Genomic DNA, 12,126 nt, shown 5'->3' on the forward strand with positions numbered 1-12,126 from the left:
TCTCCCCGCTGCCGCCTCCGCTCCTATGGGACCGGAAACGGCCGCCCTATGCGCTGCATGGCGACGGACAGGGTCGCCGGGCCGTCTCCTCCCTTCGTGGCAAAGAGGCCGCCCCCAGCCGGAGAGGTTTAGAAAGGGCAGGGGCCCCGGACGCTTTGCGTCCGGGGCCCCTGCCCTTTCTATGCACAAGAAGTCCTGTCACACTTTATGTGTGACAGGACTTCTTTGAACCCTTTTCTGTATTGCTCAAGCTGTCCTTACCGCTCAATTCCCAGCTTCCCCAGGATGGCCTCCTCCCGGGCGCGCATCCGGGCCTTTTGGGGCCCCTCGTCCAGATGGTCGTATCCCAGCAGGTGGAGCACCGAGTGGGTCACCAGATAGGCCAGTTCCCGCCGCTTTGGATGGTTGTAATCTCTGGCCTGTGCCGCCACATGCTCCATCGAGATGGCCATATCCCCCAGCGGAATCAGGCCGGTGGCCGGGTCCGCAACCTCTGGTCCGGGCAGTTCTCCCGGCTTGAGTTCGAACTCTGGGAAGCTCAGAACATCCGTGGCTGCGTCCACATTCCGCATCTCCCGGTTGATCGCCTGAATGCCGCTGTCTCCGGTCAGAAGCACATCTACCTCGCACGGAAGCGCCATTCCTTCCGCCTCCAGGGCTGTGCGGATCACCCTGCGGATCAAGGCACAGTTCTCCTTACCAGACACCCCCGGCACGTCGGCGGTAATCGGAATATAGTGTGTTTTTGCCATCACTTTTTCCCCCTGTTCCGCCGGTCCTCATCGGCCTCGTAGGCCTTGATAATACGCTGGACGATCACATGCCGGACCACGTCGGCCTCCCCCAGGCGGCAGATGGCGATGTCCTCCACATTCTGGAGCACCCGCATGGCCTCCTTCAGGCCGGACACCGTGTCCCGGGGCAGGTCAATCTGTGTGATGTCGCCGGTGATGACAATTTTCGAGCCAAAGCCCAGCCGGGTGAGAAACATCTTCATCTGTTCCCGGCTGGTATTCTGGGCCTCGTCCAGAATGATAAAGGAGTCGTCCAGGGTACGCCCCCGCATATAGGCCAGGGGGGCCACCTCAATATTTCCCCGCTCCAAATACTTCTGGTAGGTCTCGGCCCCCAGCATTTCAAAGAGAGCGTCATACAGGGGCCGCAGATAGGGGTCCACCTTGCTCTGCAGGTCGCCGGGCAGGAAGCCCAGCCGCTCCCCCGCCTCCACGGCCGGGCGGGTGAGGATAATGCGGTTGACCTCCTTCGCCCGGAACGCCGACACCGCCGCGGCCACCGCCAGGTAGGTCTTGCCGGTGCCCGCCGGCCCCACCCCCAGGGTGACCGTGTTCTTCTGGATGGCCTCCACGTATTTTTTCTGCCCCAGGGTCTTGGCCTTAATGGGCTTTCCCTTGGCCGTCACACACAGCACATCCCGGGCAATATCGTTGATGTGCGCCTCGTTCCCGGCGCGCACCAGGTTGATGATGTAGCGCACGTTCTGCTCGGTAATGCTCTCCTTCCGCGCGGCCAGGGAGTGCAGGCCCTCCAAGGCCTTCACCGCGTAGAGCACCTGTTCCGCCTCGCCGGAGATCTTCAAATCCGAGCCGCGGCTGACCACGCTCACGCCCAGCTCATGCTCGATGAGCTTAATGTTCTCGTCAAAGGACCCAAAGACGTCGATGGCGTCCTCCATGCGCTCCACGCTGATCGTCTGTTCCGTCAAATGCAAACGCTCCTTTTATCCTTGGTGACGGGCGCCGGCCGGTCACTGGGGCTGCACGCCCTCCCATGGGACAAAGCGGCCGATCTCCTCCCGGCACTCCGCCAGGAGGGTTACTTCCAGCACGCCGTTCCGCTCCCGGACCGTATAATCGGTACGCACCGCTTCCCCATCCCCCAGCTGCAGCGCAAGGGCCTCGGCCAGCCGGTCGCGGAGCAGCTGTTCCGCAGCCGCCCGGTCCACCTGCGCAGCAGCCGTGGTATATTCCCGCAGCGTCTCCCGGCTTAAGGCCAGGGGCATCTCCCGCCCGCTAGGCAGCCGCGCGGTCCAGGTCGTGTTTATTTTATCATACTGTTCATAGGAAATTCCACTCTTTCCCCAAAAATTCAGCCGTTGTCCCAGGAAAATGAGACTCCAACGGCTCTGTTCCTCGCCGGTGAGCTCCTTCACCTGGACCTGCAGGGGAATTTCAGCCGTCAGAGTGCGCCAGGTCCGTGCCCAGATCCGTCCGGCCGCCCTGACCTGCTGCCAGCCCAGATCCACGCCACCCCCATATTTGGGCCCCTCCAGCTTCACATTTCCGGAGATGAGCACCTCGCCAGCCACCACCGTGTCTCCCTCCGCCCGGGCGGCCTCACCCTCCAGCACCTCCATATGGGTGATGATGCCGCCCGACTCGGCCACCACATCCCCCAGAACCGTCTCATCCACCAGCTCCGGCTTGGGCACCGCCTCCCGCACCAGCACCTCCGCACGGGTACCATACAGGTTGACGCTCATCCAGGACAGCTCCGGCAGCTGAAGCAGGGTCTCATTGATAATCTGCTGTTCGTCCAGTCCGGGCCCGTATACCCCGGGGCGCAGGCCCTGCCTGCGCAGGGCCGTGAGAATCTCCGCCGTGGACACGTTCTGATTTCCCTGTACATCCACGGTGAGCACAAAACGGGAAAACACGCATACCGCCAGCAGAGAGAGCGCCAGCCCTGCCAGAAGGGCATAGCGTCTTCGAAAGCGCCCCAAAAAGAAAGGCACCCCCGATGTCCGGGCGGGCACGGCGGTGCACATCACCTTTTCGGCCAACGGGGCTGCCCGGCGCGCCCCGCTGCGGGTGACGGTCAAGCGCAGGCAGTGCTCGTCCTGCCACTCTACCGCCCAGAACACCACGCCGTTTTGGGCACAGAGGTTCAAAAAGCGCTCCGGAAAGGCACCGGACACCTCCAGGCGCACGCTGCCCCGAAAGAAATTGACGGTTCTCCGCAGCATTCCTCCGCCCCCCTTCAGGTCAGATCCACGCCGGTGATGCTGCCGGTGATCAGCAGCTGACTGGCGTTCATGGACTTCAGCTCCAGCCCCTCACCGCGCACCTTGATAATGAGCTTGCCTCCGGAGATATGGATTTCCTGACTGCCATAGGCCAGAATGCCCTTGTGGTTTTCCATGCGCAGCTCCCGGCTGCCGGTCAGTTCGATCCGGGGCAGTCCAGCCACCACATCGCCCGGCAGGTCAAACACCTCGGCTGTCTTTTCCAAAAATCCTTTTCGTTCCATGGTCCGCCCTCCTCGTCCAGGAAAGCACTGGTCAGACCCCCTGCGGGAGATCCCGCGGAATGTCCGCCAGCGGCTCCCTAATGCCTATGCGGCGAAGGGCCGATGTTTGCCTGTCCCGGCGGAAAACGCCTAGCTTCGCTCCCGGATGGTTACCCGGATGCGCTCTCCGGGACCCTTTCCCAGTTTTGCACGCAGGTCCTTGCGTACGCCGATGATATGCCCGAGCGTCCCCATCCGTACCAAGCTGCCGTCATAGGGCTCCCCATCAAAGGTGGCATGCCTTTACCCTGCCCTTCCCAAATTCACGCTGTACGTCATAAGGGAACTCCACATACGCTCCATCAATATCCGGCACTTTTCGGAGTACTGCCTCAAATTCATAGATACGGGTATTCATATGCGCTTTCTCCTCCCTTTTTGGTATCTTTCCCGGATTTGGAAGCTATAATAGCATCAGACACCATATATCCCCCCAGCGGCACACCGTACGTAAGCACCGGATGGGCAAAACGGCTCTTGCTATTTCTGCCGGTCCGTATTATAATTTCGTAGCCAAATGCCTTAAAGCGTCTCTGAAATAGGACGAAATCTTAATTCTTTCATAAAAGGGTGATTGACTCCCATGGAGGTTACCAATATCCATGACTATATCGTCCCCGGACGCCGCGCCCACCTGGTTGGCATCGGCGGCGTGTCCATGTCTCCCCTGGCCGAGGTACTCAAGGGGATGGGGATGGAGATCACTGGCTCTGACCAGCATGAGAGCGCCGCGGTGGCCCATCTGCGCTCCCTCGGAATCCCGGTGGTGATCGGCCATGTGCCTGAGAGCGTACAGGGTGCGGACCTGGTGATCCGCACCGCCGCCGTCCATGACTCCAACCCGGAGATCGCCGCCGCCCGCGCCCTGGACATTCCGGTCTTTGAGCGTGCCCAGGCCTGGGGCTCTATTATGCGCAGCTACAAAAATGCCCTGTGCATCTCGGGCACCCACGGCAAAACCACAACCACCTCCATGTGCACCCACATCATTATGGCCGCCGGGCTGGACCCCACGGTCATGATCGGCGGCACCCTGCCCCTGCTTGGGGCGGGCCACCGGGTAGGTCACGGGGACACCATCATCCTGGAGAGCTGCGAGTACTGCAATTCCTTCCTCTCCTTCTTCCCCACCGTGGCGGTAATTCTCAATATTGAGGCTGACCACCTGGACTTTTTCCGGGATCTGCAGGACGTGGAGCACTCCTTCCGCGCCTTTGCCGACCTGGTGCCCGAGGGCGGCCTCATCGTAGCCGACCGGGACGACGCCAACACCATGGATACCCTCCGTGGGGAGACCCGCCCCATCCTCACCTTCGGCCTCAGCGAGGGCGACGTGCATGCGGCTAATCTCACCTGGGAGAAAGGGCTGCCCTCCTTTGACATCATCTATCGTGACGCCCAATTTGCCCATATAAGGCTGAGCGTGCCCGGCGAGCACAATGTGCGCAACGCCCTGGCCGCAGCAGCAGCCTCCATCGCCCTGGCAGTGCCCCCCCACGCGGTGGAGGAGGGTCTGGCCGCCTTCCGGGGCGCGGGCCGGCGCTTTGAGCACAAGGGCTCCTTCCACGGCGCGGAGGTCTACGACGACTATGCCCACCATCCGGGTGAGCTGCGCGCCCTGCTGGACACCGCTGCGAGCCTGGGCTACCAGCGGGTGATCTGCGCGTTCCAGCCCCACACCTATTCCCGCACCAAGGCCCTCTTTGACGACTTTGTGCAGGTGCTGCAAAAGCCGGATGTGACGCTGCTGGCCGAGATCTTCGCCGCCCGGGAGACCAATGAAATCGGCATATCCTCCAGGGACCTGGCCCGGGAGATCCCTGGCTCCCGCTACTTTGCCTCTCTGGAGGAGCTGACCGCGTATCTGAAGGAACTTGCCCGGCCCGGCGATCTGATCCTCACCGTAGGCGCCGGCGACATCTATACCGTGGGCGAGGCTCTGGTCGGGAGCCAGGTGTGAGGGGCCATCGTTGTCTTTGAAAAATCCCCCTGTGGAGTAGTGAGCTGCTCCACAGGGGGATTGGTTTTTTAGGGGGCCTCCCACAGGGGGACATTTTCCATTCTTTCAAAGCATCCGCTTCAGATACTGCCCCGTATACGACTGCGGACAGGCAGCCACCTCCTCCGGGGTACCGGTGACCACGACATTGCCGCCTCCGTCGCCCCCCTCGGGGCCCAGGTCGATCACGTGGTCGGCGGTCTTGATCACATCCAGGTTGTGCTCAATGACCACCACCGTATTCCCCGCATCCACCAGCTTCTGCAGCACCTCGATCAGCTTGTGCACGTCCGCGGTATGCAGGCCGGTGGTGGGCTCGTCCAGGATATAGATGGTCTGGCCGGTGGAGCGCTTGGCCAGTTCGGTGGCCAGCTTGACCCGCTGGGCCTCGCCTCCGGAGAGCTCCGTGGAGGGCTGGCCCAGCTTCACATAGCCCAGCCCTACCTCGTAGAGGGTGTGGAGCTTATTGTACAGCCGGGGCAGGTGCTCAAAGAAGGGCAGGGACTCCTCCACCGTCATGTCCAGCACCTCATAGATGTTCCTGCCCTTATAGCGCACCTCCAGGGTCTCCCGGTTGTAGCGCTTGCCCTTGCACACCTCGCAGGGCACATAGATGTCGGGCAGGAAGTGCATTTCAATCTTCAAAAGGCCGTCGCCCTGACATGCCTCGCACCGGCCGCCCCGGACGTTGAAAGAGAAGCGTCCCGGACCGTAGCCCCGGGTCTTGGCGTCCTGGGTGGAGGCGAACAGGTCCCGGATGTCGTTGAACAGTCCAGTGTAGGTGGCCGGGTTGGACCGGGGGGTGCGGCCGATGGGGGACTGGTCGATGGCGATGATCTTATCCAGATATTCCTCGCCCTCAATGGCCTCGTGCTTTCCCGCCCGGGTCTTGGCCCGGTTCAGGTCGGCGGCCAGGCGCTTGTAGAGGATCTCGTTGACCAGGGAGGACTTGCCCGAACCGGACACGCCGGTGACGCAGGTGAAGGTCCCCAGGGGGAAGGACACGTCCACCCGGCGCAGGTTGTTCTCCTCCGCCCCGCGGACCGTAAGGACCTTCCCATTCCCCTTCCGCCGCTGAGCGGGCACGGGGATCTTTTTCCGGCCGGACAGGTAGTCGCCGGTGATGGAGCCGGGGGTGTTCATCACCTCTTCGGCGGTGCCGCAGGCCACCACCTGTCCGCCATGGACCCCGGCGCCGGGGCCGATGTCCACAATATAGTCCGCCGCGCGCATGGTGTCCTCGTCATGCTCCACCACCAGCAGGGTGTTGCCCAGATCCCGCAGGTGCTTCATGGTCTCCAGCAGCATGTCGTTGTCCCGCTGGTGCAGGCCGATGGAGGGCTCGTCCAGGATATAGAGCACCCCCATCAGGGAGGAGCCGATCTGGGTGGCCAGGCGGATGCGCTGGCTCTCGCCGCCGGAGAGGGTGGCGGCGGCCCGGCTCAGGGTCAGATACTGGAGTCCCACGGACTGGAGGAAGCCCAGCCGCTCTTTGATCTCCTTCAAAATGCGCTCTGCAATGAGCATCTTCTGGGGAGAGAGCTCCAGATGTTCCACAAACGCCAGGGCGTCGGTGACCGACTTACGGCAGAATTCGTCGATGTTGATGCCCCCCACGGTGACCGCCAAGGACTCCTTCCGCAGGCGCTTGCCGCCGCAGTCCGGGCAGGGGCGCTCGGCCATGCACTCCTCCAGCTCCCGCCGCACCCCATCGGACTGGGTCTCCCGATAACGGCGCTCCAGGTTGTTGACCACGCCCTCAAAGGCCTGGTACAGGGTGCCGTGGCCCTCCCCCCGCTCGTAGGTGAGCTTGAGCTTTTCCCCCTTGGTGCCGTAGAGGATGATATCCAGCACCTCCGGGGGCAGGTCCTCCACCGGGGTGTTGAGCTTAAAGCCATAGCGCTTGGCCAGGGCCTCGAAGTACATCCGGGAGATACCGTCCCCCTTGATGTTGCTCCACCCGGAGGCGGTAATGGCCCCGTCCAGGATGGACAGCTTTTTATTGGGAATGATGAGGGCCGGGTCCACCTTGAGCTGGCTGCCCAGACCGGTACAGGTGGGACAGGCGCCGAAGGGGTTGTTGAAGGAGAACATGCGGGGGGTGAGCTCCTCAATGGAGATGCCGCAGTCCTCGCAGGCATAGTTCTGGGAGAAAAGGATATCCCGGTCCTCCCCCACAATATTGATCACCACCAGGCCCCCGGCCAGGGCGGAGGCGGTCTCCACGCTGTCGGTGAGGCGGCGGGCGATGTCCTCCCGGATGACCAGCCGGTCCACCACCACCTCAATGTTGTGCTTTTTGTTCTTGTCCAGCTTGATCTCCTCGGACAGGTCGTACAAAGAGCCGTCCGCCCGCACCCGGACATAGCCGGACTTACGGGCGTCCTCAAAGATCTTCTGGTGCTCCCCCTTCTTGCCCCGGATGATCGGGGCCATCACCTGGATGCGTGTGGCCTCAGGCAGGGTGAGCACCTGGTCGATAATCTGGTCGATGGTCTGCTGCTTGATCTCCTTGCCGCAGATGGGGCAGTGGGGGGTGCCCACCCGGGCCCAGAGCAGGCGCAGGTAGTCGTAGATCTCCGTCACCGTGCCCACGGTAGAGCGGGGATTCTTGCTGGTGGTCTTCTGGTCGATGGAGATGGCGGGGGAAAGGCCGTCAATGTAGTCCACATCGGGCTTTTCCATCTGGCCCAGGAACATCCGGGCATAGGAGGACAGAGATTCCACATACCGGCGCTGTCCCTCGGCGTAGATGGTGTCAAAGGCCAGGCTGGACTTACCCGAGCCGGACAGGCCGGTAAGCACCACCAGCTTATCCCGTGGGATATCCACATCAATGTTCTTCAGGTTGTTGGCGCGGGCGCCTTTGACGGAAATATGGTCGAGCATCGCGTTTGACTCCTTTGAAATTCAGCGGCGCTTAAAAAAGGAAGCTTGCGCCGTAGAGATAGATAAGAAACGTCAGGGCAGTCAGAAAAATCCACCCCGCCCTGCGTCCGAACAGCTCCCACTCCGAGGGCTCGGCCTTCTCCGGGTCACGGATGCGGAATCTCAAATTCCAGCGGAAGAGCGCGTCGGCATAACAGATGGAAAGGGCGTTCAGCCCCGCCACAAACGTCCCCAGCCAGTAGAGAGGCAGGAAGCCCTGCCGGGTCTCCTCCGGGGCGAGCACCAGCTGGAGCAGTTCGGTGACCTTGGGCTCGCTGGGGTCGGACTTGGATGCCGCGATCCCATCGGAGAATTGCGAGTGGATCGTTCCGTTTTCATCCCATAACATGAGAAAGCTGTCCTCATAGCAGCCGCCCCGGAAGATCACCTCATCCCCACGGCGCACCTCCACTCCGGTGAGGTTAATGGGAATCTGCTCCCCCTCGGGCACTGCGGCAGGGTCCAGGGTCACAGTATAGGGGCCGTAGAGGTCCTCCCCGTGCCGGTACTCCACCACGCCCCCCGGGGAGACCGTAAACACAGCGGCCATCCCGTCCGCCCGGCCGGCATACACGGTGTTCTCCCCCTGAACGGAGCGGGCCAGCAACCTGCCCCGGTACTCGATCCCGGTGCGGCTGCGCACAATGGGGTAAATGACGGTAAACACCGCCAGCAGTACCGCCTGGATAATCAGCATCACCTGGGCCAGTCGCTCCAGGCTCCTCCACTTTTCCCGCATGGCCCCTCCTATTCCAGCATGCCCAGCTCCCGCCGGACGTATTTGGGCAGCTTCTCCGCCACCAGCCGGTGGGAGGAAACGCACAGGTCCCGCAGCACATCCTCCGGCACCGCCCCATCCAGCAGAACGGCGATCCAGTTGCACTTGTCGCAGTAGAAGCCTGGGAGCACCTCAGGGAATTCCGCCCGGAGCAGTTCAGCCCGGGCCGGGTCACACTTGAGGTTGACGAGGGGGTGGCCGCCATAGACCTTGTGCTCCGGCCCGGGGGCGCACATCGCGGCAAAGAGCTTGCCCCGGATCTGATACCGGTCCCACTGCCACTCCGCCTTGTAGTCATGCTCCGCCCCGGGCAGGGCGCGCAGATAGCTGTCCAACCAGTCATACACGGGAAGCGTCCTCCTGTCTGAGCGCCTCTATCCCTCGCCCCGCAGCTGGATGATGCGGTCGCGCAGAACGGCGGCGTATTCGAATTCCAGCATCTTGCTGGCCTCTTTCATCTCTTTCTCCAGCTTTGCGATGGCCTCCAGCCGCTGGGCCTTGGTCATCTGCCTGGCATTGAAGTCATACGCCCCGGGCTCCTCCGCCTCCAGGTTGACCAGATCCCGCACGCTCTTGATAATGGTCTTGGGCACGATGCCGTGGGCTTTGTTGAAGGCGTCCTGCTTTTCTCTGCGGCGCTCGGTCTCGTCGATGGCCCGGCGCATGGAGGGGGTCACCCGGTCGGCATACATAACCACTAGGCCGTCGGCGTTCCTGGCCGCCCGGCCGATGGTCTGGATGAGGGAGGTCTCGGAGCGGAGGAAGCCCTCCTTGTCCGCATCCAGAATGGCCACCAGACTCACCTCGGGCAGGTCCAGACCCTCCCGCAGCAGATTGATGCCCACCAGCACGTCAAACACCCCCAGGCGCAGGTCCCGAATGATCTCCTGCCGCTCAATGGTGTCAATGTCGTGGTGCATATAGCGCACCTTGATGCCGGCATTTTTCAGATAGCCCGTCAGGTCCTCGGCCATCTTCTTGGTCAGAGTGGTGACCAGCACCCGCTCGGAGCGGGCGGTGCGGTCGTTGATCTCGCCGATCAGGTCGTCGATCTGCCCCTCCACCGGGCGGACCTCGATGCGCGGGTCCAGCAGGCCGGTGGGGCGGATGACCTGCTCCACGATCTGGCCGGAGCGGGTCTGCTCGTACTCGCCGGGGGTGGCCGAAACATAGACCACCTGGTTGAGCCGCTTCTGGAACTCCTCGAATCTCAGCGGCCGGTTGTCAAAGGCGCAGGGCAGGCGGAAGCCGTAGTCCACCAGGCTGGTCTTGCGGGCCCTGTCCCCGTTGTACATGGCCCGCACCTGGGGCAGGGTGACATGGGACTCATCGATGAACATCACAAAGTCCTTGGGGAAATAGTCCATCAAGGTGTGGGGGGGCGAGCCCACCGGCCGGCCCTCGATGACCCGAGAGTAGTTCTCGATGCCCGAGCAGTAGCCCAGCTCCTGCATCATCTCAATGTCGTACATGGTGCGCTGCTTGATGCGCTGGGCCTCCACCAGCTGCTGATTGCCCTCGAAGAAGGCCACCCGCTCCTCCAGTTCTTTGTAGATCTCCTGGACGGCGGCGTCCATCTTCTCCTTTGGTGTAACATAGTGGGTGGCAGGCCAGATGGGGATATTCTGGAGCACCCGGATGGGCGCGCCGGTGACCACATTGATCTCGCTGATGCGGTCGATCTCGTCCCCGAAAAACTCCACCCGTATGGCGGAGTCCTTCCAGTAGGCGGGAAAGATGTCCACCGTATCCCCCCGGACCCGGAACATATTGCGCTCAAAGGCGATGTCGTTGCGCTCGTAGCGGATGTCCACCAGCCGCTTGAGCAGCTGGTCGATCTTGATCTCCATCCCCACCCGCAGGGAGACCATCATCTTGGCAAAGTCCTCCGGCTCGCCCAGGCCGTAGATACAGGACACGGAGGACACCACGATCACATCCCGACGCTCCATCAGAGAGGCGGTGGCGGACAGGCGCAGCCGGTCGATCTCCTCATTCACGGCGGAATCCTTTTCGATAAAGGTGTCCGTGTGGGGGATATAAGCCTCCGGCTGGTAGTAGTCGTAATAGGAGACAAAATACTCCACCGCGTTGTGGGGAAAAAACTCCTTGAACTCGGCGCACAGCTGGGCGGCCAGAGTCTTGTTGTGGGCCAGCACCAGGGTGGGCCGCTGGACCTTCTCAATGACCTTGGCCATAGTGAAGGTCTTGCCGGAGCCGGTCACACCCAGCAGGGTCTGCTCGTCCAGGCCGTTCTCGATCCCGGCGGCCAGGGCCTCGATAGCCTGGGGCTGGTCGCCCGCAGGGCGGTATTCCGAGACCACCTCAAATTTTGGCATGTGCCTCACCTCCGGCATTCGAAAAAGTGTTCGATCGCATTATATCAAAACATACGTTCTAATGCAACCCTCAAATTCCACCGTTTCATCCGATTTCCTCCGGGCGGAAGTATCCGCTCTCCAGCATGGATACCATGTCGTCGTCGGAGAAAATCACATGGTCGGCCAGCACCACGCCCACCTGCCGGAACACCGACTGGAAATGGGCTGTGCTGGCCTGATCCGCACGGGAGGGTAGCGCCAGGCCGGAGACGTGGTTATGGGCCAGGATCACCCGGGCGGCATTGAGGGAGAGGGCGGCCTCCACCAGCTTGCGCGTCACAATACTGGCCGAGTTCACGTCCCCCTCCGCTATTTTGCGCACGCCCAGTACCTTCTGCTTTCCGTCCATGCACAGCAGGTACACCAGCTCCGAGGTGGCCCCCAGAAAGTAGGGGCGGAACAGCCGGTAGCAGTCGGCGGTCCTGGAGACGCATTCCGTCATGTCGGTGCGGGCGGCAAAGTAGCGGCGCGCAGTCTCTTTCGCGGTTTTAAGCAGCACTGCGGCGTGCTCCCCCACGCCGGATACCTTCACCAGCTCCTCCACCGGGGCGTCCAGCACCCCGGCCAGGGAGCCGAACCGCTCCATCAGCGCGTGGGCGATGGGGTTGGTGTCCCCGCGGGGATTGGCATAAAAGAGCAGCATCTCCAGCACCTTGTGGTCGGGAAAGGAGTCCGGCCGGGCCAGAAATTCCCCTTTCATCCGCGCCCGGTGTCCATCGTGGGTCCCCATGCCT

General features: G+C 62.3%; 10 protein-coding genes and 1 pseudogene. 1 reads left to right on the forward strand and 10 read right to left on the reverse strand.

Annotation, left to right across the window (positions count from 1 at the left end; all coding sequences use genetic code 11):
* Positions 1–257: 257 nt before the first annotated feature.
* The 5 genes and pseudogenes from ybeY to H9Q75_RS05275 all read right to left on the reverse strand — a co-directional run bounded on the left by ybeY (position 258) and on the right by H9Q75_RS05275 (position 3,664).
* Positions 258–752 (reverse strand): rRNA maturation RNase YbeY, encoded by a 495-nt coding sequence (gene ybeY, locus H9Q75_RS05255; protein WP_186565134.1) that lies wholly within the window; start codon positions 750–752, stop codon positions 258–260.
* Complete coding sequence (locus H9Q75_RS05260) at positions 752–1,723, reverse strand: PhoH family protein (protein ID WP_186565135.1); 972 nt, start codon at positions 1,721–1,723, stop codon at positions 752–754. The genes ybeY and H9Q75_RS05260 overlap by 1 nt, the downstream gene beginning before the upstream one ends.
* A 42-nt stretch (positions 1,724–1,765) precedes the next feature.
* Positions 1,766–2,983, reverse strand: coding sequence for a sporulation protein YqfD (locus H9Q75_RS05265; RefSeq protein ID WP_186565136.1), 1,218 nt, complete (start codon positions 2,981–2,983; stop codon positions 1,766–1,768).
* Positions 2,984–2,997: 14 nt separating this feature from the next.
* Positions 2,998–3,267 (reverse strand): YabP/YqfC family sporulation protein, encoded by a 270-nt coding sequence (locus tag H9Q75_RS05270; RefSeq protein ID WP_186565137.1) that lies wholly within the window; start codon positions 3,265–3,267, stop codon positions 2,998–3,000.
* Positions 3,268–3,396: 129 nt separating this feature from the next.
* A pseudogene (locus tag H9Q75_RS05275) lies at positions 3,397–3,664 on the reverse strand (DUF1905 domain-containing protein).
* A gap of 225 nt (positions 3,665–3,889) precedes the next feature.
* Between H9Q75_RS05275 and murC the strand changes: the two are divergent.
* Positions 3,890–5,266, forward strand: coding sequence for a UDP-N-acetylmuramate--L-alanine ligase (gene murC / locus H9Q75_RS05280; RefSeq protein ID WP_186565138.1), 1,377 nt, complete (start codon positions 3,890–3,892; stop codon positions 5,264–5,266).
* A 105-nt stretch (positions 5,267–5,371) separates the two neighbouring features.
* Here murC and uvrA read toward each other — a convergent pair whose 3' ends face one another.
* The 5 genes from uvrA to H9Q75_RS05305 form a co-directional block, all read right to left on the reverse strand.
* Positions 5,372–8,194 carry an excinuclease ABC subunit UvrA gene (gene uvrA, locus H9Q75_RS05285; RefSeq protein WP_186565139.1) on the reverse strand — a complete coding sequence of 941 codons (2,823 nt, stop codon included), beginning with the start codon at positions 8,192–8,194 and terminating at the stop codon, positions 5,372–5,374.
* 31 nt (positions 8,195–8,225) lie between these two features.
* A complete protein-coding gene (locus H9Q75_RS05290) occupies positions 8,226–8,972 on the reverse strand; it encodes a hypothetical protein (RefSeq protein WP_186565140.1) in 747 nt (248 codons plus the stop codon).
* An 8-nt stretch (positions 8,973–8,980) separates the two neighbouring features.
* Entirely contained in the window at positions 8,981–9,358 is a 378-nt protein-coding gene (locus tag H9Q75_RS05295; protein ID WP_186565141.1) for an MmcQ/YjbR family DNA-binding protein, read from the reverse strand.
* Positions 9,359–9,385: 27 nt separating this feature from the next.
* Positions 9,386–11,350, reverse strand: coding sequence for an excinuclease ABC subunit UvrB (uvrB, locus tag H9Q75_RS05300; protein ID WP_186565142.1), 1,965 nt, complete (start codon positions 11,348–11,350; stop codon positions 9,386–9,388).
* 85 nt (positions 11,351–11,435) lie between these two features.
* A complete protein-coding gene (locus H9Q75_RS05305; RefSeq protein WP_186565143.1) occupies positions 11,436–12,122 on the reverse strand; it encodes a JAB domain-containing protein in 687 nt (228 codons plus the stop codon).
* Positions 12,123–12,126 lie beyond the last annotated feature (4 nt).

Source organism: Lawsonibacter celer (genome assembly GCF_014281125.1).
GTDB lineage: Bacteria > Bacillota > Clostridia > Oscillospirales > Oscillospiraceae > Lawsonibacter_B > Lawsonibacter_B celer.

What these genes read in the sequence shown, in the direction of transcription:
- murC (WP_186565138.1), top strand. Translation starts at nt 3,890, where the DNA reads ATGGAGGTTACCAATATCCATGACTATATCGTCCCCGGACGCCGCGCC.
- H9Q75_RS05270 (WP_186565137.1), bottom strand. Translation starts at nt 3,267, where the DNA reads ATGGAACGAAAAGGATTTTTGGAAAAGACAGCCGAGGTGTTTGACCTG.
- ybeY (WP_186565134.1), bottom strand. Translation starts at nt 752, where the DNA reads ATGGCAAAAACACACTATATTCCGATTACCGCCGACGTGCCGGGGGTG.
- H9Q75_RS05305 (WP_186565143.1), bottom strand. Translation starts at nt 12,122, where the DNA reads ATGGGGACCCACGATGGACACCGGGCGCGGATGAAAGGGGAATTTCTG.
- H9Q75_RS05290 (WP_186565140.1), bottom strand. Translation starts at nt 8,972, where the DNA reads ATGCGGGAAAAGTGGAGGAGCCTGGAGCGACTGGCCCAGGTGATGCTG.
- uvrB (WP_186565142.1), bottom strand. Translation starts at nt 11,350, where the DNA reads ATGCCAAAATTTGAGGTGGTCTCGGAATACCGCCCTGCGGGCGACCAG.
- uvrA (WP_186565139.1), bottom strand. Translation starts at nt 8,194, where the DNA reads ATGCTCGACCATATTTCCGTCAAAGGCGCCCGCGCCAACAACCTGAAG.
- H9Q75_RS05265 (WP_186565136.1), bottom strand. Translation starts at nt 2,983, where the DNA reads ATGCTGCGGAGAACCGTCAATTTCTTTCGGGGCAGCGTGCGCCTGGAG.